18 protein-coding genes are annotated in these 19,860 nt (G+C 71.4%); 10 read left to right on the forward strand and 8 right to left on the reverse strand.

Annotation, left to right across the window (positions count from 1 at the left end; genetic code table 11):
* Window position 1 precedes the first annotated feature (1 nt).
* The 3 genes from pheT to cimA all read left to right on the forward strand — a co-directional run bounded on the left by pheT (window position 2) and on the right by cimA (window position 5,736).
* Window positions 2-2,512 (forward strand): phenylalanine--tRNA ligase subunit beta, encoded by a 2,511-nt coding sequence (pheT, locus tag ACY1JX_RS01145; protein ID WP_462564927.1) that lies wholly within the window; start codon window positions 2-4, stop codon window positions 2,510-2,512.
* A gap of 36 nt (window positions 2,513-2,548) precedes the next feature.
* Window positions 2,549-3,982 carry an aspartate ammonia-lyase gene (gene aspA / locus ACY1JX_RS01150; RefSeq protein WP_462564928.1) on the forward strand — a complete coding sequence of 478 codons (1,434 nt, stop codon included), beginning with the start codon at window positions 2,549-2,551 and terminating at the stop codon, window positions 3,980-3,982.
* Window positions 3,983-4,134: 152 nt separating this feature from the next.
* Window positions 4,135-5,736 (forward strand): citramalate synthase, encoded by a 1,602-nt coding sequence (cimA, locus tag ACY1JX_RS01155; RefSeq protein WP_462564929.1) that lies wholly within the window; start codon window positions 4,135-4,137, stop codon window positions 5,734-5,736.
* On the opposite strand, the gene ACY1JX_RS01160 is transcribed toward cimA, so the two are convergent.
* From ACY1JX_RS01160 to ACY1JX_RS01170, 3 genes are all read right to left on the reverse strand, one after another.
* Window positions 5,700-6,863 carry an HNH endonuclease signature motif containing protein gene (locus ACY1JX_RS01160; protein ID WP_462564930.1) on the reverse strand — a complete coding sequence of 388 codons (1,164 nt, stop codon included), beginning with the start codon at window positions 6,861-6,863 and terminating at the stop codon, window positions 5,700-5,702. The two genes, cimA and ACY1JX_RS01160, sit on opposite strands and share 37 nt — an antisense overlap.
* Window positions 6,864-6,954: 91 nt before the next feature.
* Window positions 6,955-7,197, reverse strand: a complete 243-nt coding sequence (locus ACY1JX_RS01165; protein ID WP_462564931.1) for a DUF1272 domain-containing protein — start codon at window positions 7,195-7,197, stop codon at window positions 6,955-6,957.
* 70 nt (window positions 7,198-7,267) lie between these two features.
* The gene (locus ACY1JX_RS01170; protein WP_462564932.1) at window positions 7,268-7,468 is read right to left on the reverse strand and encodes a hypothetical protein; all 201 of its coding nucleotides are present in this window, start codon (window positions 7,466-7,468) and stop codon (window positions 7,268-7,270) included.
* A gap of 206 nt (window positions 7,469-7,674) precedes the next feature.
* Between ACY1JX_RS01170 and ACY1JX_RS01175 the strand changes: the two genes are divergently transcribed.
* The 7 genes from ACY1JX_RS01175 to ACY1JX_RS01205 all read left to right on the forward strand — a co-directional run bounded on the left by ACY1JX_RS01175 (window position 7,675) and on the right by ACY1JX_RS01205 (window position 15,075).
* The gene (locus ACY1JX_RS01175) at window positions 7,675-8,493 is read left to right on the forward strand and encodes a pseudouridine synthase (RefSeq protein WP_462565859.1); all 819 of its coding nucleotides are present in this window, start codon (window positions 7,675-7,677) and stop codon (window positions 8,491-8,493) included.
* Between the two features lie 36 nt (window positions 8,494-8,529).
* Window positions 8,530-8,811 carry an ArsR/SmtB family transcription factor gene (locus ACY1JX_RS01180; protein WP_462564933.1) on the forward strand — a complete coding sequence of 94 codons (282 nt, stop codon included), beginning with the start codon at window positions 8,530-8,532 and terminating at the stop codon, window positions 8,809-8,811.
* The gene (locus ACY1JX_RS01185) at window positions 8,808-9,200 is read left to right on the forward strand and encodes a VOC family protein (RefSeq protein ID WP_462564934.1); all 393 of its coding nucleotides are present in this window, start codon (window positions 8,808-8,810) and stop codon (window positions 9,198-9,200) included. The genes ACY1JX_RS01180 and ACY1JX_RS01185 overlap by 4 nt, the downstream gene beginning before the upstream one ends.
* A gap of 224 nt (window positions 9,201-9,424) precedes the next feature.
* On the forward strand, window positions 9,425-10,822 hold the full coding sequence (locus tag ACY1JX_RS01190) for a 3' terminal RNA ribose 2'-O-methyltransferase Hen1 (protein ID WP_462564935.1): 1,398 nt from the start codon (window positions 9,425-9,427) through the stop codon (window positions 10,820-10,822).
* Window positions 10,819-13,314: a polynucleotide kinase-phosphatase gene (locus ACY1JX_RS01195; RefSeq protein ID WP_462564936.1), complete on the forward strand. Its 2,496-nt coding sequence runs from the start codon at window positions 10,819-10,821 to the stop codon at window positions 13,312-13,314. Before ACY1JX_RS01190 ends, ACY1JX_RS01195 begins: the two co-directional genes overlap by 4 nt.
* Window positions 13,315-13,388: 74 nt before the next feature.
* The gene (locus tag ACY1JX_RS01200) at window positions 13,389-14,279 is read left to right on the forward strand and encodes a class I SAM-dependent methyltransferase (protein ID WP_462564937.1); all 891 of its coding nucleotides are present in this window, start codon (window positions 13,389-13,391) and stop codon (window positions 14,277-14,279) included.
* Window positions 14,269-15,075 carry a methyltransferase domain-containing protein gene (locus ACY1JX_RS01205; RefSeq protein WP_462564938.1) on the forward strand — a complete coding sequence of 269 codons (807 nt, stop codon included), beginning with the start codon at window positions 14,269-14,271 and terminating at the stop codon, window positions 15,073-15,075. Before ACY1JX_RS01200 ends, ACY1JX_RS01205 begins: the two co-directional genes overlap by 11 nt.
* 6 nt (window positions 15,076-15,081) lie before the next feature.
* On the opposite strand, the gene ACY1JX_RS01210 is transcribed toward ACY1JX_RS01205, so the two are convergent.
* The 5 genes from ACY1JX_RS01210 to ACY1JX_RS01230 form a co-directional block, all read right to left on the reverse strand.
* On the reverse strand, window positions 15,082-16,461 hold the full coding sequence (locus ACY1JX_RS01210; protein WP_462564939.1) for a pyridoxal phosphate-dependent decarboxylase family protein: 1,380 nt from the start codon (window positions 16,459-16,461) through the stop codon (window positions 15,082-15,084).
* 54 nt (window positions 16,462-16,515) lie between these two features.
* A complete protein-coding gene (locus ACY1JX_RS01215; RefSeq protein ID WP_462564940.1) occupies window positions 16,516-18,096 on the reverse strand; it encodes a Na+/H+ antiporter in 1,581 nt (526 codons plus the stop codon).
* 24 nt (window positions 18,097-18,120) lie between these two features.
* The gene (locus tag ACY1JX_RS01220) at window positions 18,121-18,852 is read right to left on the reverse strand and encodes a M15 family metallopeptidase (protein WP_462564941.1); all 732 of its coding nucleotides are present in this window, start codon (window positions 18,850-18,852) and stop codon (window positions 18,121-18,123) included.
* Window positions 18,853-18,931: 79 nt separating this feature from the next.
* On the reverse strand, window positions 18,932-19,435 hold the full coding sequence (locus ACY1JX_RS01225) for an SRPBCC family protein (protein WP_462564942.1): 504 nt from the start codon (window positions 19,433-19,435) through the stop codon (window positions 18,932-18,934).
* Window positions 19,432-19,791 (reverse strand): ArsR/SmtB family transcription factor, encoded by a 360-nt coding sequence (locus ACY1JX_RS01230; protein WP_462564943.1) that lies wholly within the window; start codon window positions 19,789-19,791, stop codon window positions 19,432-19,434. The genes ACY1JX_RS01225 and ACY1JX_RS01230 overlap by 4 nt, the downstream gene beginning before the upstream one ends.
* Window positions 19,792-19,860: the final 69 nt, after the last annotated feature.

Consider the following 19,860-nt stretch of genomic DNA (forward strand, 5'->3'; position numbering starts at 1 on the left):
CATGCGTGTCCCCGTGGAGTGGCTGCGGTCACTCGTCGAGCTTCCCGATGCCGTCACGACGGATCAGCTGGCCGACCGGCTGACGATGTACGACCTCAAGCTGGAGGAGATCGTCGGCGGCGGACTCAGCGGTCCGCTGACCGTCGGTCGCGTCCTGGCGATCTCGCCCGAGGAGCAGAAGAACGGCAAGACGATCAACTGGTGCCGGGTCGACGTCGGCGCGCAGAACGATCCGTCCGTGCCCGACGCCCCCGGCGAGGACGTGCCGTCGCGCGGCATCGTCTGCGGCGCCCACAACTTCGGCGTCGGCGACCTGGTCGTGGTGTCGCTTCCCGGCACCTACCTGCCCGCGCTCGGCTTCGAGATCGGCTCGCGCAAGACCTACGGCCACGTGTCCGACGGCATGATCTGCTCCACCACCGAGCTGGGCCTGGCCGACGACGAGACCTCGGCCCACGGCATCGTCGTGCTGCCGGCCGGCTCGGCCGAGCCCGGCGACGACGCGATCGCGCTGCTGGGCCTGGACGACCAGACCCTCGACCTCGAGGTCAACCCCGACCGCGCCTACGCGCTGAGCCTGCGCGGTGTCGCGCGGGACACCGCTCTCGCGTTCGACGTGCCGTTCACCGACCCCGCCGACCGCGATGTGCCGTCCGCCGACACCGCGGCGTACCCCGTGCGCGTCGAGGACCCCGCGGGCTGCCCCGTGTTCACCACGCTCGTCGTGGAGGGCATCGATCCGTCGGCCACCACGCCTGCCTGGATGGCCAAGCGCATCGCCGACGCCGGCATGCGGCCGATCTCGCTCACCGTCGACATCAGCAACTACGTGATGCTCGAGCTGGGCCAACCCAACCACTGCTACGACCGCGCCAAGGTCAACGGCGAGATCGTGGTGCGCCGCGCGACCGAGGGTGAGCGACTCAGGACCCTCGACGGCGTCGACCGTGCCCTCACGACCGAGGACCTGCTGGTGGCGGACTCGTCCGGAGCGATCGGACTGGCCGGCGTCATGGGCGGCGACCACACCGAGATCGACGCCACGACGACCGATGTGCTGGTCGAGGCCGCCTACTGGGATCCGGTGACGATCTTCCGTGCGGTCAAGCGGCACAAGCTGCCGTCGGAGGCCGCCAAGCGCTACGAGCGCGGTGTCGACCCGGAGCTGCCGCTCGTCGGCGCGGCCCGGGTGGCCGAGCTGCTGGTCGAGCTGGCCGGCGGCACGCTCGCGCCCGGCGCCACCGTCGTGGGAACCGCGCCCGCGCGCCAGCCCGTCACGCTCTCCACCGACCTGCCGGCCCGCATCAGCGGCCTGCCGATCACGCCCGAGCAGGCGCAGGACACCTTCGAGCGCAACGGCTGCACGGTCGAGCTCGCCGGTGACCGCTTCACGGTCACCCCGCCGTCCTGGCGCTTCGACCTGAACGACCCCTACGACTTCGTCGAGGAGGCGCTGCGCACCGCCGGGTACGAGAACGTCCCCTCGGTGCTGCCCACGCCCACGGGCGGACGAGGCCTGTCGCGCGACCAGGAGCTGCGGCGTCGCGTGGGCCACGTGCTCGCCGGAGCCGGCCTCGTCGAGGTCACCACGCTGCCGTTCGTCGGCCCTGCCGACCTCGACAAGCTGGGCCTGCCCGCCGACGATCCGCGGCGCGAGCTCGTCCGGCTGGCGAACCCGCTGTCGGCCGAGGAGCCCGGGCTGACGCCCACGCTGCTGATCGGCCTGCTGCGCGCGGCGTCGCTCAACATCGGACGCGGCCACGAGGCGGTCGCCCTGAGCGAGATCGGGCGCGTGTTCCACCCGCGCGAGGGAAGCCCCGCGGCGCCGATCCTCGGCGTCGACCGGCGCCCCACCGACGAGGAGCTCGCCGCCCTCGACGCGGCACTGCCCGAGCAGCCCCGCCACACCGGCTTCGTGCTGGTGGGGGAGCGCACGCGCTCCGGCTGGGCCGGTCCGGGTCGCGCCGTCGCGTGGACCGACGCGCTCGCGATCGCCCAGCGCGTCGCGACGAACCTGCACGTCGACCTGACGGTGGAGGCGGCGAGCCTCGCCCCCTTCCACCCGGGTCGCTGTGCCCGACTCAGCATCGACGGCCGCGTCGTCGGCCACGTCGGCGAGCTCCACCCCAAGGTGGCCGAGACCTACGGCCTCCCGGGCCGCGTGGCCGCCGGTGAGCTCGACCTCGACGCGCTGATCGAGTCCGCGCCCGCGATCGGCCCGAAGCCGCACTTCTCGGCCTTCCCGGTCGCGAAGGAGGACTTCGCCTTCACGGTGGACTCCGCCCTGACCGCGGGCGAGCTGGAGTCGGCGATCGCGTCGGCGAGCCCGCTGCTGGAGTCGGTGCGACTGTTCGACGTGTACACCGGCGACCAGGTCGGCGAGGGCCGCAAGTCCCTCGCGTTCAAGGTGCGCCTGCGTGCCGAGGACCGCACGCTCACCGACGCCGACATCAAGGCCGCGCGCGAGCAGATCGTCGCGGCCGCCGCGACACTCGGGGCCGAGCTGCGCTGACCGGCATGCGGCCTGTCCGGGTGATTGGATGGACGCATGACCGAGATCACACGCGTTCGGATCGAGCACGACCTGCTCGGAGAACGTGAGGTACCGGCGGATGTCTACTGGGGCGTGCACACCCTGCGCGCCCTGGAGAACTTTCCGATCACCGGTGTCCCCATCGCCATCAGCCCCTACCTGCCCCAGGCGCTCGCCGCCGTCAAGGAGGCCGCCGCCGAGGCGAACCACGATCTCGGCCTGCTCGACGACGAACGGCACGCCGCCATCGTGCAGGCGTGCCAGGAGATCCGCCGCGGCGAGCTGCACGACCAGTTCGTCGTCGACGTGATCCAGGGCGGTGCCGGCACCTCCACGAACATGAACGCCAACGAGGTGATCGCGAACCGCGCCCTCGAGATCCTGGGCCACCCGCTCGGCGACTACACCTGGCTGCACCCGAACGAGCAGGTCAACCTCAGCCAGTCGACGAACGACGTGTACCCGACGGCCGTCAAGATCGCCGTCATCAACGCGACCCACGACCTCATCGCCGCGATGGGCGACCTCCAGGAGGCGTTCGCCGCGAAGGCCGTGGAGTTCCACGACGTGCTGAAGATGGGCCGCACCCAGCTGCAGGACGCCGTGCCGATGACGCTCGGCCAGGAGTTCGGCACGTACGCGCTGATGATCGCCGAGGACCGCACGCGGCTGCGCGAGGCCGTGATGCTGCTGCACGAGATCAACCTCGGCGCCACCGCGATCGGCACCCAGCTCAACGCCCCGAACGGCTACGTCCCGCTGGCCCGCCAGCACCTGTCGCGGATCACCGGACTCCCCTTGGTAACGGCGGTGGACCTCATCGAGGCCACCCAGGACTGCGGCTCGTTCGTGCAGATGTCCGGCGTGCTCAAGCGGGTCGCGGTGAAGCTGTCGAAGATCTGCAACGACCTGCGGCTGCTGTCGTCGGGGCCGCGCGCGGGGCTGGGCGAGATCAACCTGCCGGCGCGGCAGGCCGGGTCGAGCATCATGCCCGGCAAGGTGAACCCGGTGATCCCCGAGGTGGTCAACCAGGTCGCCTTCCAGATCATCGGGCACGACGTCACGGTGTCGATGGCGGCCGAGTCGGGCCAGCTGCAGCTCAACGCGTTCGAGCCCGTGATCTGCTACTCGCTCTCAGCCGGGCTCTACCGACTGCGCACGGCCATCACGTCCCTGACGGAGAACTGCGTCAAGGGCATCACGGCCAACACCGAGCACCTGGCGATGGAGGTGGCGAACTCGATCGGCCTGGTCACGGCCCTGAACCCGTACCTGGGCTACCAGACCGCGACCGAGCTGGCCAAGGAGGCGCTCGCCACCGGCCGCGGCGTGGCCGAGCTCGTGCTGGAGAAGGGCCTGCTGCCGCAGGACGAGCTCGAACGGATCCTGCGGCCCGAGACGCTGGCCCATCTGGGGCCGAAGCCGGCCGACCGTTCCGGCGGCGTGTGAGGGGTGAGGTGGCCCGGCGGCAGGGGTGTACCCTGTCGCCATGACCACCTTCGTGATCATCATTGGAAAGCGCGTCTGAATCTTCATCCCAGACGCGCCGCCTCCCGTACCCGGGAGGCTTTTTTTTGGCCCGACCAGACAGCAGGACGACCATGAGCACCACCTTCGGGAAGCACGACCCGGCGGACTTCCACGTCTACGACACGACGATGCGCGACGGCGCCCAGCAGGAGGGGCTCAACCTCTCCGTGCAGGACAAGCTGGCCATCGCCCAGCACCTGGACGACCTCGGCGTGGGCTACATCGAGGGCGGCTGGCCCGGCTCGAACCCCAAGGACACCGAGTTCTTCGCGCTGGCCGCCAAGGAGCTGGACCTGAAGCACGCCACGCTGGCCGCGTTCGGCTCCACGCGCCGGGCGGGGGTCGCCGCGGCTGACGACCCGCTGATCGCCGCGTTGCGCGACTCGGGCGCGTCGGTGGTCACGATCGTGGCCAAGAGCCACGACCAGCACGTCACCAAGGCGCTGCGCACCACGCTGGAGGAGAACCTCGCGATGGTGCGCGACACGGTCGAGTACCTGCGGGCCGAGGGCCAGCGGGTGTTCGTGGACTGCGAGCACTTCTTCAACGGCTACCTCGACAACCGCGAGTACGCGCTGGAGGTGGTCCGCACCGCGATCGAGGCCGGCGCCGAGGTGGCCGTCCTGTGCGACACCAACGGCGGGATGCTGCCGCACCAGGTGGGCGAGATCGTGGCCGACGTGCTGGCCTCGACGGGTGCGCGACTGGGCATCCACGCGCACAACGACACGGGCTGCGCCGTGGCGAACTCGATCGAGGCGGTGCGCGCGGGCGCCACTCACGTGCAGGGCTGCATCAACGGCTACGGCGAGCGCACGGGCAACGCCGACCTCGTCACGTGCGTGGCCAACCTGGAGTTCAAGCTGGGCATGAGCGTGATGCCCGAGGGCGTGCTGGCCGACGCCACGCGCATCTCGCACGCGATCAGCGAGATCACGAACTACCCGCCGGTGGCGCGTCAGCCCTACACCGGCGTGTCGGCGTTCGCCCACAAGGCGGGCCTGCACGCCAGCGCGATTCGCGTGGATCCTGACCTGTACCAGCACATGGATCCCGCGCTCGTGGGCAACGACATGCGCCTGCTCGTCTCGGAGATGGCCGGGCGCGCGACGATCGAGCTCAAGGGCCGCGAGCTGGGCTTCGACCTCTCGGGAGACAACGAGCTGCTCACGCGGATCACCGACCAGGTCAAGCAGATGGAGCAGGACGGGTACACGTTCGAGGCGGCCGACGCGTCGTTCGAGCTGCTGTTGACCGAGGCGGTCACGGGTCGCCGTCCGGAGTACTTCGACGTGGAGTCGTGGCGCGTCATCGCCGGCTCGGCCGGCGACGGCGGCGCCGAGGCGATCGTCAAGGTCGTGGCCGGTGGCACGCGCGCCGTGGTGGTGGGGGAGGGCAACGGACCCGTCAACGCCCTCGACCACGCGCTGCGCCAGGCGATCGAGCGGATCTACCCCGACGTGGCCCAGTTCCACCTCATCGACTTCCGCGTGCGGATCCTCGACCAGGGCCACGGCACCGATGCCGTCACGCGCGTCCTCATCGAGACGACCGACGGCAAGAGCTCGTGGGTGACCGTCGGCGTGGGCTCGAACATGATCGAGGCGTCGTTCGAGGCGCTCGTGGACGCGCTGACCTACGGCCTGCGCTCCCACGGGGTCGCGGCGCTGTAGCGCGCGGGCGCGCCGAGGTGGCGGTCGTCGAGGTGACCGTGGGACTTCATGTTGTGGTGCTTCCGGCACAGGCACCTGAGGTTCTTCGCTGACGTCTCGCCGCCGGAGTCGTAGTCCTTCGCGTGGTCGAGATCCGTCTCGAACACCGGCGCCCTGCACCCGGCGACGCGACAAGTGCCGTCCCGCCAGTGCAGCGCCTTTCTCAGCGACTCGGTGGGTCGATAGCACAGGACCGTGGTGTCGAGCACTTCGCCGACCGGGTCGAGCACGAGCCGCCTGAAGACGGTGTGCTCGCTCGCTGCGAGCTCGCGGACCCATGCCTGCTGCAGCGGCTCGCCGTCGCGCGTGATTCCCGGCCCGCCGGTGAGGCCGATCAGGTCGGTGGCGGCGATGCTGATGGCGATCTCGGCGCGGATGTCGGTGATGGTGCCGGTGCAGGACGTGAGCCACCGGCCGAGGATGTCGGCCTGCTTCTGGTCGCGCGTGCGGGTGTCGCGGTGGCCGGTCTCGGGATCGATCGTCGGCTCCGCCTTGGCGGCCTTGCGGAGTCGTTCGGCGGCGGCGATGGCGACTCCGGTGGGCAGGAGCGCGTTGAGCCAGCTGGTGCCGTCGCTGAGGTGGGTGACCGACACGCGCCGCTCGTCGAGGGCCTTCGCCGTCTCGTCGGCCGCCTCCTCGGGCTCGATGCGCGCACGGAATCGGCGCAGCCACGCCCGCAGCTCGCTGACGGTGTGGGCGGCGGCGTAGTCGACGACGGTGGTCTCGAGCTTCGCCCAGCTCTCGCGCTCGACGAGGCGTTCGGCGGTGTCGGCGATCGCGCCGGCGCGCGCCGCGTCGATGTCGCCGAGCCGGAACGCGTCCCAGACGAGGGGAGTGCGCTCGCGCAGCGTCTCGGCCTCGAACACGATGGCCCACACCCGGTGCTCGGTGACCTTCAGCGCTTGGGCGATCTCGAGCGTGACCTCACGCCGTGCCAGGTCCTTGCCGAGGATGATCTCGTCGGTGCGGTCGATCTCGGCGACGCGTCGCCGGTGGTGGGCGGCGATGAGCTTCCACTCCTCGAACTCCGCCACCGCGCGAGCGCGACGTGCCGCGTCGAGTGCGCGAGCGGTGAGTTCCGAGGTCATGCACCCAACGTAGTGAGCCCCTCCGACACCGGCTCGGGGTCATTGCACGCGGAGGATTTGACCTGTGGTTCCAGGGTGCTGGTCCGGTGAGCTAGGTCCGGTGGAGTCCCGGCTGGAGGACTCGCTGGGTGGACGGAGGGTCGGCGCCGAGGTGTGCGGCAGGACGGATCGGACGACGCTGGAGGTCGCCGCCACAGTTCGGGCACACACCACCCAGACACGTCTCGACGCACCGTGCGCACCAGGTGCACTCGAAGGTGCAGATCATGGCGTCCGTGGACTCGGGCGGCAGGTCGGTGTCGCAGCATTCGCAGCCCGGTCGCAGTTCCAGCATTCCGCCATTGTCGCGGGTGGGCGTCGCATGCAGCCTTCCCGGGTCTTTCACCTCCGGGCGCCATCACGCGCTATTCCTCGGGCTGGTCGCGGGACGAGCGGAAGAGGTCGGGCAGGACGAATGGAACGACGATCAGCGCGAGCACCCACAGGACGAGGCCCGCCGGGGTGCCGAGCTCGCCGAGGGGTCCGGTCTCGGTGACATGGAAGATGAACGCCACTTCGATCGCGATGGCAGCCACGGTGATCGAAGCCTCTTTGACGCCGTTCACGTGAGCCTCTCCTCCATCACGGGGATGAGCCGCCAACGCTACCGCCCGAGCTCCGCGCGCACTCCGGGTATCGCTCTCCAGTTGGGGCCGCCCGCGCCTAGACTCGGGCCGTGCCCCCGCGATCGCCGTTGCCGTCCCGTCACGGCCTGGAGGCGGCGTGGTTGCGGACACCCGATCGTCAGCCCGACGGGCCGCCGTGGCCGACGATGTCGGCGTGGCTGGAGCACCGGCTGTCGGAGCGCGCCGACGTCGGCCAGATGCTGGCCGACGAGCGCTTCGTCTACGACGACTCGACACCCGTCCGAGTCGACGACCCGTACGCGCCGCACACGTTCGTGTGGTTCCACCGCGACCTGCGCGACGAGGTCGAGGTGCCCGGTGAGATCGGGATCCTGCACCGCGACGAGCGCATCGTCGTCGTGGACAAACCGGCGTTCCTGTCGACGATCCCGCGGGGCCGGCACGTGGTGCAGAGCGTGGTCGTGCGGCTCCGTGCCGAGCTCGGTCTGCCCGAGCTGACGCCGCTGCACCGGCTCGACCGGGTCACGTCCGGGGTGCTGCTGCTGGCGACCGAGCGTCGCTGGCGCGGGCCGTACCAGACCCTCTTCGAGCACCGCCGGGTCGGCAAGACCTACCACGCCCTCGCGCCGTGGCAGGCCGCTCTCGAGTCACCGGTCGTGGTCCGCAACCACCTGCGCAAGGAGCGGGGCGCACTCCGGGCAGAGGTCGTCCCCGATGCGCCGGTCAACGCCGAGACGCTGGTCGAGATGGAGTCCCGTGACGGCGACTTGGCCGTCTACCGGCTCTCGCCCCGCACGGGTCGCACCCACCAGCTGCGCGTCCACCTGGCCGGCCTCGGGAGCCCGATCGTCGGCGATCCGCTCTACCCGAAGGTGACCGACGCGTCGGTCGACGACTTCTCCCGGCCGCTCCAGCTGCTCGCGAGCGAGCTGTGGTTCACCGATCCGGTGGACGGCTCGGAGCGCCGCTTCGTCAGTGGCCGGAGCTTCCCACTCCACCCCTGATTGACAGGCAAGTGACGACTTGCATAACGTGAGGGTGTGGGTGACGTCTTCAAGGCCATCGTGGAGCCGACCCGCCGTGCGCTGCTGGACGAGCTCCTGGAGCGCGACGAGCAGACGCTCTTCGAGCTGTGCTCGCGGCTCGCGATGAAGCACGACCTGACGCCCACGCGGCAGGCGGTCTCGCAGCACCTCGACGTCCTGGAGGAAGCGGGACTGGTGCGGACCGAGCGCCGCGGCCGCTACAAGCTGCACACGATCGACACCGGGCCGCTCGCCCAGATCGCTGAGCGATGGCCACCACGAGAGGAACGCTCATGAAACTGCAGACGGTCAGCATCTTCGTCGACGACCAGCAGGAGGCCGTCGACTTCTACACGGGCACGCTCGGCTTCGAGGTCACGGCCGACGTGCCGATGGGTGAGCACCGATGGCTCACCGTGCGCCTCGGCGACAGCGTGGACGCCACGGAGGTGTCCCTCGAGCCCAAGGCGCATCCGGCAGCGGCCGCGTTCACCGACGCGCTGCTCGCGGACGGGATCCCGTTCTGCATGCTCGGGGTCGATGACGCGCAGCACGAGTACGAACGACTCGTCGCCTCCGGCGTGACGTTCAGCCAGCCGCCGACCGATGTCGGCCCGGTGGTCATCGCCGTGTTCGAGGACGGCTGCGGCAACCTCCTGCAGCTCGCCCAGTTCAAGGACGCCTGAGCCGGCCGCGTCATCCGGACCGGAACGTCACGACGCTGCTGAAGTAAGTTGCGCCGGCTCGTGCGTGGGCGGCCAGGTCGTCGACCCAGAGCGGCTCGTGCCGGCCAACGCGATCGTCGCGGGCGTCCCGGCGAGGGTGCTGCGCGAGACGGGGTTCGACGCCCGACCCGGCTGATCGGGACGTTCCGGCAAGCCCCACGCGTCCGGCCCGTCACAATGGGCGGGTGCTGTTGACGATCACCGCCACCCGGAGCGGGACGCTCGCCGATGCGAGCGACCTGGGCTACCTGCTGCACAAGCACCCCGACCGCGTGCAGACGTTCGACGTGTACGGCGGGACGGCGACGGTCCTGTACCCCGAGGTCTCGCCCGAGCGCTGCACCGTCGCGCTGGTGCTCGAGGTCGACCCCATCGGCCTGGTGCGCGGGCGACGCGGGCGGAACGAGGGGTTCTCGCTCGCGCAGTACGTGAACGACCGGCCCTACGCCGCGACGTCCCTGCTGTCGGTGGCGATGGGCAAGGTCTTCCGCAGCGCCCTGAACGGCCAGTGCAAGCCGCGGCCGGAGCTCGTCGAACAGACGCTGGACCTGCGCATCGAGGTGCCGACCATGCCTGGCGGCGTCGACCTCGTGACCCGGATGTTCGAGCCGCTCGGCTGGGCCGTCGGGGCGGAGCCGATCGTGCTCGACCCCGAGATCCCTGCCTGGGGCGACTCCGACTTCTGCGCGGTCACGCTCACCGGGTCGTTCACCCTCAGCGAGGCGCTCAACCACCTGTACGTGCTGGTGCCCGTGCTCGACGGCGGCAAGCACTACTGGGTCAGCTCCGACGAGGTGGACAAGCTCGTGCGGGCCGGAACCGGCTGGCTGGCGACCCACCCCGAGCGCGAGCTGATCAGCCGCCGTTACCTGGCGCGCCAGCGGGACATGGTCGACGAGGTCCGTGAGCGCCTCGACGAGCTCGACGGGACATCCGGGCCGACCATGCCCACGGAGGAGGGCGAGCCGCCGCTCGTCCGGCTCCGGCACGACGCCGTGATCGAGCAGGTCGAGCGGCTGCGTCCGGGCTCGGTCCTCGACCTCGGTTGCGGCCAGGGAGCGCTGCTCCGCCGTCTGCTGGAGACGCAGGGGGTCGAGAAGGTCGTCGGCACGGAGGTGTCGGCGAGCTCCCTCGAGGTGGCAGCCAAGCGCCTGCACGTGGACCGCATGACCGAGCGGCAGGCTGGTCGGCTCGACCTCTGGCTGTCGTCCCTGCAGTACCAGGACCCGCGACTGGTCGGCTTCGACCTCGCCGTGCTGATGGAGGTCGTCGAGCACGTCGACGAGGACCGGCTGCCGGCGGTCGTCGCGAACGTCTTCGGCTTCATGCGGCCCGCATCGGTCGTCGTGACGACGCCCAACAGCGAGTACAACGCCCTCTACCCGGCGCTGGCCGCAGGCGGCTTCCGCCACGTCGACCACCGATTCGAGTGGTCGCGCGGCGAGTTCGCGGCGTGGGGCGACGGCGTCGCCGCCCGCTACGGCTACACCGTCGAGCGCTCCGGCGTCGGCGCCGAGGATCCCGAGCGGGGCACCCCCACTCAGCTGGCCGTGTTCCGTCGCGCCGAGGAGGTGGCCGCATGAGCGTGCTCCAGGTGCCCGAGGTGTCGCTCGTCGTGCTGGTCGGCGCGAGTGGCGCGGGCAAGACGTCGTTCGCGGCGCGGCACTTCCTCCCGACCGAGGTCGTCTCGTCGGACGCCTGCCGTGCGCTGGTGTCCGACGACGAGAACGACCAGTCGGCGACGACCGACGCGTTCGACCTGCTCGAGTTCATCGTCGGCAAGCGCCTGTCGCGCGGCCTGCTGACCGTCGTGGACGCCACGAACGTGCAGCCGCACGCCCGCAGGAGCCTGATCGAGGTGGCGAAGGCGCACGACGTGCTGGCCACCGCCGTCGTGCTCGACGTGCCGCCGGCGGTGTCGGTCGCGCGGAACGCCGAGCGGCCCGACCGCACGTTCGGCGCATCCGTCGTCAAGCGGCAGCACGACCAGCTGCGGCGGTCGCTCAAGTCGCTGCGGCGCGAGGGTTTCCGGCACGTCCACGTGCTGTCGTCGGTCGAGGAGATTGAGGAGGCGACGTTCGAGCGCACCCGCCTGCACAACGACCTGCGCGACGTCACCGGACCGTTCGACGTCATCGGCGACGTCCACGGCTGCCGGGCCGAGCTCGAGCAGCTGCTCGACGACTTGGGTTACGCGATCACCCGTGACGACGCCGGGCGGCCCGTCGACGCCGCCCACCCGGAGGGGCGCCGTGCGATCTTCGTCGGCGACCTCGTCGACCGCGGCCCCGACTCGCCGGGGGTGCTGCGGCTCGTCATGGGCATGGTGGCGCGCGGCCACGCACTCTGCGTCGCGGGCAACCACGAGGCGAAGCTGTCGAACGCGCTCTCCGGGCGCAAGGTCACGGTCAGCCACGGCCTGGAGACGACCCTCGCCCAGCTGGAGGCCGAGACCGACGAGTTCCGCGCCGACGTCGCTCGATTCCTCGACGGCCTCATCGCGCACTACGTGCTGGACGGCGGCCGCCTCGTGGTGGCGCACGCCGGGCTCAAGGAGAGCTACCACGGCCGTGCCTCGGGCCGGGTCCGTGCTTTCGCGCTCTACGGGGACACCAGCGGCGAGACCGACGAGTTCGGCCTCCCGGTCCGCTACCCGTGGGCCGAGGACTACCGCGGTCAGGCGATGGTCCTCTACGGCCACACGCCGACGCCCACGCCGGAGTGGGTCAACCACACGATGTGCCTCGACACCGGCTGCGTCTTCGGTGGCTCGCTCACCGCTCTGCGCTACCCCGAGCGCGAGGTCGTCCAGGTCGTCGCGGCCGAGACCTACTACGAGCCCGTCCGGCCCCTCGCGCCGCCGAAGCGCGAGCCCGACACGCTGCGCCTCGCCGACGTGCTCGGCCCGCGGATCATCGAGACCTCGACCATGGGTCGGATCTCGCTGCGCGAGGAGAACGCCGCCGGCGCGCTCGAGGTGATGAGCCGCTTCGCAGTCGACCCGACCCGTCTCGTGTACCTCCCGCCGACCATGTCGCCGAGCGACACCTCGGCGCTCGAGGACCACCTGGAGCACCCCGAGCAGGCATTCACGCACTTCGCGCGGACCGGCGCCGGCCAGGTGATCTGCGAGGAGAAGCACATGGGCTCGCGCGCCGTGGTGGTCGTCGATCGCGACGGCGGGGGCGTGGTGCACACGCGCACCGGGCGCGCGTTCTTCGACGCCGCGACTGAGCGCGCCGTCCTCGACCGGGTCGCCTCGGCCGTCGCCGCGGCGAGGCTCTGGGACGAGCTCGGGACGTCATCGCTGGTGCTCGACGCCGAGATCATGCCGTGGTCGACGAAGGCGGGTGCGCTCATCCGCGAGCAGTACGCCGCCGTCGGCGCCGCGGCACGCGCGGGCCTGGCCGGCACGCTCGACGTCCTCGGCGCGGCGGCCGCACGAGGCCTCGACGTCGGCGACCTCGCCGATCGCACCAGCCGCCGGCGTGACAACGCCGACGCGTACACCGCCGCCTACCGTCGGTACGTCTGGGATGTCGACGGCCTCGACGGGCTCCGGATCGCGCCGTTCCAGGTGCTGGCGAGCGACTCGGAGACCTTCGAGACCCGCGACCACCTGTGGCACCTCGCGATCGCCGACCGGCTGGCCGAGACCGACGGCGACCTCTTCACGACGACCGGCCGACTGGTCGTCGACCCCGCCGACGGGGCCTCGGTGCGTGCGGGTGTCGCGTGGTGGAGCGACCTCACCGGCGCGGGCGGCGAGGGCATGGTCGTGAAGCCGCTCGCCAACCTCACCCGCGGACCCAAGGGCCTCGTCCAGCCCGGGGTGAAGGTGCGGGGCCGCGAGTACCTGCGCATCATCTACGGCCTCGACTACACCGAGCCGGAGAACCTCGCGCGCCTCCGCGACCGCAACCTCGGTCACAAGCGCTCGATGGCCCTGCGCGAGTACGCCCTCGGACTCGAGGCGCTCAGGCGCCACGTCAGCGGCGAGCCCACGTGGCGAGTCCACGAGTGCGTCTTCGCGGTGCTCGCGATGGAGTCCGAGCCGGTCGACCCGCGTCTGTAGCGCTTCATCGTCGCTGCGTGCGCTGTCCCTTGACGCGAACCCCTCTCCGGGAGGTCACTGGGGAGGAGACCCGGGTGAAGGTGGAGGGCGCGATGGAAGCGGGCAATCGGGACACGACGGTCCACGAGACGAACCGGACGCAGGCGGAGTCCTGGGACGGGCCCGGTGGCGAGTACTGGGCGGCGCACGCCGACCGGTTCGACCGTGCCGTGGCGGACTACCAGGAGCGCTTCGAGGCAGCCGTCGCCGTCCGTCGTGGCGAGCGCGTGCTCGACGTCGGCTGCGGGGGCGGGCTCACCACACGCCGCGCCGCTCGCGCGTCCGTCGACGGCGAGGCGCTCGGGGTGGACCTGTCGAGCCAGCTGCTCGACGTCGCCCGCGCCCGGGCCGAGGACGAAGGGCTCGACAACGTGCGCTTCCTCCGTGCCGATGCGCAGGTGCACCCGTTCGAGCCGGGCCACCACGACGTCGTCGTCTCCCGCACCGGCGCCATGTTCTTCGGGGACCCGGTCGCGGCGTTCGCCAACCTCCGTCACGCCACGAGACCCGGTGGCCGGATGGTGCTGATGACGTGGCAGCCGCCCGACCGCAACGAGTGGATCCGCGGCACCCTCGGTGTGCTCGGCGGGCCTCCCGGACCGACCGCCGACCTCGACGCTCCCGGCATGTTCTCGCTGTCCAGGCCCGAGCGGATCCGCGACGTGCTCGAGGCGGCGGGGTGGACACACGTGGAGGTGGACGGCCTGGAAGGGCAGGAGTGGTTCGGGGCCGACGTCGACGACGCCCTCGGCTTCCTGCGAGGGCTGTTCGCGTGGCTCCTCGATGAGCTGCCCGAGGACGAGCGCGACGCCGCGGTCGAGCGGCTTCGCGAGAGCCTGGCGACGCACGCCGGTCCCGGAGGGGTTCAGTTCGCGTCGGCCGTCTGGCTGATCAGCGCACGCAAGGAGACCGACGATGAACGATGACGCACTCACCTTCCGCGACGTGGACTCGTCCTCCGAGGAGGGACGGGCGGCCGCGCTGATGGCCCTCGACCTCCAGGCGCAGCTGCCGCCGATCCAACGGCTGCACGCCTGGCTGATCGAGCACCTGGACCCGCTCCCGGGGATGCACGTCCTGGACGTGGGCTGCGGCACCGGCGAGGACGTCCGGGGCCTTGCGGTCCTCGTCGCGCCCACCGGCTCGGCCACGGGAGTCGACCCGAGCGAGACCATGCTGGCCGAGGCCCGGCGGCGCGGCGAGGCAGCGCGCAATCCTGCACGGTTCGTGCAGGGGACGGCCGAGGAGCTCCCGGCCGGGGACGGCGCCCTCGACCTAGTGCGTTGCGAGCGTGTGCTTCAGCACCTCGCCGACCCGGCCGTGGCGGTCGGCGAGATGGCTCGCGTCCTGCGTCCCGGCGGCCGGGTCGGCCTGATCGATACCGACTGGCGCACGATCGCGACCTGGCCCGGGGACCCGTACCTGGCCGCGGCCTGGCTCGAGGACTGGGCGGGGGTCCCGTCGCCGGCTGCCGGCGCCCAGCTCCTCGACCTCGTCCGGCGTCACGGGTTCGTCGACGCCCGCGTCACCACCGACACGTTCATGCTGCGCCCGCGTGCCCTCGACCAGCCACCGGTGTCCATCGTCCTGGAGCTCGCCGCTCGTCGTGCGGCGGCCGCGGGGGAGGAGGCCGCGTGGAGGCAGGCACTCGAGGAGAGCGCGGCGGAGGGAGCGTTCGTCTTCGCCGTCACGCTGTACGCCGTCGTCGCAAAGCGCAGGTAATCCTGCTCAGGACGCGGCCACGGCGGAGCGGAGGGCGTCGAGCGTGCGCTCAACGTCGGCGTCGGTCGTCGACCAGTTGCTGACGGAAATGCGCAGCACCGCCCGGTCGTGCCACACCGAGCCGGTGGTCCAGGCGGTGCCGTCCTCCAGCATCAGGCGGACGACGTCGCGGGTGCGGTCGTCGTCGCCGAAGGCGGCGCAGACCTGCGTGAACACCACGTCGTTGAGGACCTCGGCGGACTCGATGCCGGCGATGCCGTCCGCGAAAGCGCGGGCGTGCCCGGCCATCCGGTCGACCAGCTCGGCGACGCCACGGCGTCCGAGCGACCGCAGCACGGCCCACACGGTGAACGCGCGACCGCGGCGGGACAGCTCGGGGACCTTCTCGAAGGGGTCGCCAGCAGCGTCCTGGATGAGGTAGTCGCCGTGCATCGACATCGCCGCACGCAACGCGGCCGGGTCGCGGACGATCGCCAGTCCGCAGTCGTAGGGCACGTTCAGGGTCTTGTGCGCGTCGGTCGCCCAGGAGTCGGCGGCCTCGTAGCCGTGGACGAGGTGCCTGAACGACGGGCTGGCACCAGCGAAGAGTCCGAACGCTCCGTCGATGTGCACCCACGCGCCGTGCTCGTGCGCCGCGGTGATGGCGTCGTCGAACGGGTCGAACGCGCCGGAGTGGATGTTGCCTGCCTGGAGCACGACCATCGTCGGGCACTCGTCGTCGCCCTCGTCGAGCATCGTTCCGAGCGCCTCGGCCAAGAGTCGTCCCTCGGCATCCACCGGGACGAGCTCGGGCGCACCCAGGCCGAGGTACCGCAGCGCCAGATCCACCGAGCCGTGTCCTTCGGCACCGGCCAGCACGCGCACGCCCGGCGAGCCGGCCAGCCCGCGGGTGCCGACATCCCAGCCCGCGCGGGTGAGCGCGGCGTCGCGGCCCGCTGCCAGGCACGTGAAGTTCGCCGTGGTGCCACCGGTCACGAAGCCGACCGCGCCGTCCGCAGGCAGGTCCAGGAGGTCGAGGACCCACGCCTCGGCGATGTCGTCGGCAGCGGTGGCCGCCGGGGTGACCGTGCGCATCCCGGAGTTCTGGTCCCATGCGGACGTCAGCCAGTCGGCTGCCATCGCCGCCGGGTGGGTGCCGCCGATCACGAAGCCGAAGAACCGGCCCGAGGGCATCGCGGTCAGTCCCGGCTCCGCCGCCCGGGCCAGCAGGTCGACGACCTCGACCGGATCGGTCGGTCCCTCGGGGAGGTCGGCGCCGAGAGCCGCGATCACGTCGGCCACCGAGGCGGCCGGCGGGACGGGACGGTCGGGCAGGGTCGCCAGCCAGCTCAGGGCGTGCTCGTGAGCACGGGCGAGGGCTTCCGATGCGTCCGGCGGCCGGTCCATCTCGTCAGGATGACCCACCGACGAGGGGGAGTCCATAGCCCGCGGACGCCACCGTCACTCGGGGAGCGTGGGCCTCGAGAAGCGGATCTCCTCGATGTCGAGCCTGGCCTGGACCTGACGCAGCACGATGTCGTCGATGCGCCGTTCGTCGCGCAGCTGCACGAGGGCCTCGCGCCGGCGGGCGAGGAGGGCGAGCGAGAGGCTCGTGTACTGGTCGTGGTGCTCCACCAGCGGGTCGCCGTCGGCCCCGGTCGCCTCCACGAGCCGTCGCTGCTTGTCGAGCTCGTGGCGGACCCGCGTCGTCACGAGCTCGCCGACACCGAGCTCGGTGGCCGTGTCGTCGATCGCCTCGATCGCGGCGTCGAGGGTGAGGACCTCGGCGAGCTGGATCTCCTCGTCGACCGAGGTGTCGCTGGGCAGCCGGGCGAACCGAACGATCGCCGGCAGGAGCAGCGCCTGGAGCAGGCTCAGCATGATCACGCCGCAGGCGATGAGCACGATGAGGTCGCGGTCGGGGAAGGGCGCACCCGAGTCGACCGTGCGCGGCACGGCGAGGATCGCAGCGAGCGAGACCGCACCGCGGAAGCCGGCCGTCGCGGTGACGGTGCGCTGGCGAGCACTGACGCGACGCTCCCGCTGGACCGGGCGCCGGTCGACGGCACGGATCAGGTAGGGCGTCGTGTAGGTCCAGACCCACCGCACGCCGATCACGACGGCGGCCACCAGCAGGGTGTCCAGCAGTGCCCGCGCCATGGTCGTGCTGGAGAGGGCGCGGAACGCGGACTGCGCCTCGAGACCGATCAGCACGAACAAGGCGCTGCTCAGCATCGTGGTGGAGAGCGACCAGAACGGGACCACGAGGTGTCGGGTGGCCGCGCCGGTGATGCGCGGGGCGACCTGACTCAGGAAGAGCCCGCAGGCGACGACGGCCAGCACGCCGGACGCCTCGATCGCCTCGGCGGCCAGGAACGCGGCGAAGGGGGTCACGAAGATCGCGATGCCCTCGAGCATCGGGTCGTTCATCCGGCGGCGGATCTGCCAGCTGAGCAGCCCGACCAGCGCACCCGCGATGAGGCCGCCGCCGTACGAGAGCACGACGAGCCACGTGACGTGCCACCCGGTGAGGACCTCCTCACCCACGGTGACGCCCACCGCGAGCCCGTAGATGACCAGGGCGGTGCCGTCGTTGATGAGGCTCTCGGCACGCAGGGTCGTGACCGTGCGACGGGGGAGGTGGCGGGCCAGGACGCCGACCGCGGTGGCGTCGGTGGGCGCGAGTGCCGCGCCGAGCACCCACGCCGGGCCCCACGACATGCCGAGCACGTAGTGGGCGGTCGCGGCGACGGCGCCGGCCGTCGCCACCACCAGGACGGTGCTCGTGAGGACCACGACGCGCAGGTTGTTGCGGATCTCCCGCAGCGACGTCGTCAGGCTCTCCCAGAAGAGCAGCGCGGGCAGGAACACCAAGAGGATGACCTCGGGTGGCAGGTGCGCCGCGCGCAGGGTCGGCGCGAACCCGATGAGCACGCCCGCGACGACCAGCAGGATGGCGGGGGCGATCGGGTAGCGGCTCGCGAGCGCGCCGCACGCCACGATCGCGATTCCCAGCAGGACGACCATCTCGAGTCCGAGCACGGGTCAATCCTGACGCACGCCCTGTCAGGCGCCGCCGAAGGGACGCGACGGGTAGCCCGTGTCGAAGTGCATGTAGTCGGGCACGTCGATGTTCTGCCAGATCCAGCCCTCGCGGTCGAACAGCCGCCACACGAGACCCTTCTCCAAGATCTTGCCGGGCCCCGGGGTGCGCTCGGCGTGGCGCGCCGAGGGGGTCCAGCAGTCGCAGCGCAGGTCCATCCACGGGTTCTCGAGCGGGTTGATGTCGACGGCGCGACCGTTCGCGTGGGGCGAGTCCTTGAACGGCGCGTTGATCTGGTCGGCGCGGCGGCAGTTGAAGGCTGAGGTGTTGTCCGCCGCGAGGCTCTTCGCTACGTCGCCGCCGTAGGCCTCGACGCCCTTCATCTTGCGGATGGGGAACTCCTCGGCGAAGAGGCGGTCGAAGATCCGCTGGATGCTCCGCGCAACGTCCGCGTTGACGATCAGGTGACCGCGGCGCGTGCGGCCCTCGAAGTCGACGAAGTTGAGGTCGACGCGGCTGAGCTGCTCACGGCGCTGGATCGGGCACTCCGGACGCACCATGCCGGCCTCGACGATGGCGTTCCACTGCGCCGGGGGAACCTCGCGGACCCGCGACGCCGGCGGGGGAGCAGGCGTCGTGGCGGTGGGCGACGGCGCGGGCGTCGTGGCCGTCGGTGTCGCGCTGGCGCTGCTGGGAGTCGCCGCGGGCTCGTCGTCCTTCGCTCCGCTGCAGCCGGCGAGCAGGACCAACGTCATGACCACGGTCGTCACGCGGAGGAGGTGTGGCATCGTGGATCGGCTCCCGTCGGGTCTGGACTGCACCCCCGAGAGTCTGTCAGGCGAAAAGTCCTCGGTAGTGGTCGGACTGCCCGGGGTGGTAGTCGTCGAAGCTGATCGCCGCGACGTCGCTGCCGGTCTCCGCCGCGACGAGGCGGTCGAGGTAGTACTCCCAGCCGGGGCCGACGTTGGCCGCCAGCTCCGGGTCGGTCATGGACTGGCTGAACGTCAGGGTGGTCGTGCCCGCGTCCTCGCTCAGCTCCAGCACAAGGTCGAAGGTCTCCGTGTCGCCGGCGGGTGAGGACACCTCGAGCAGGTGCGGTGGCTCGCAGCGGTGAATCGTGAAGGTCTCGTCCTGGACGTCGTCGCCCTCGGCGTTCATGCGGAACTCGACCGAGCCGGACGAGGGGTCACCGCTCCACGTGCCGATCCACCGGGCGAGGCGGTCGCTCTCGGTGATCGCCGCCCACACGGCCTCGACGGGGGCTCGGAAGGTGCGGGTGAGCACGATGCCGTCGCTGCCGTGGCGGGTCTCGCGGCGTCCGGTCGGGTCGGGGGTCATGCGGTCTCCTCGGAGGAAGCGGGCGCCGGGGCGCCCCGGTGGTCCCTGACGGTGCGTCGGACCTCGAGATCCAGGCCGTCGAGCACGGATTCACTGAAGCGTGGCTGCGGGGTGAGCTCCTGCAGGAGGTCTCGCACGGGGGCAAGACCCTCGTCGACGAAGGCGTAGTGGCGCTCCCGCCCGTGGTCCTCCGCGGAGACCAGACCGGCCTCGACGAGCACCTTGAGGTGCTTGCTCACCGCTGGCCGACTGATCGGGTGCTCGGCCGCGAGGTCCACCACGCGCGCCGGCCCCCGGCTGAGCCGGCGCAGCAACGCCCGGCGCACCGGGTCGGCGAGAGCGGTGAACGAATCCACGGTTCATTGGTAACGCAGTGGTTACCTGAATGTCAACGGTCGTGGTCGCGCGCGAGTCGCGCCGGGTCG

It is taken from the genome of Aeromicrobium sp. JP4 (genome assembly GCF_054957925.1).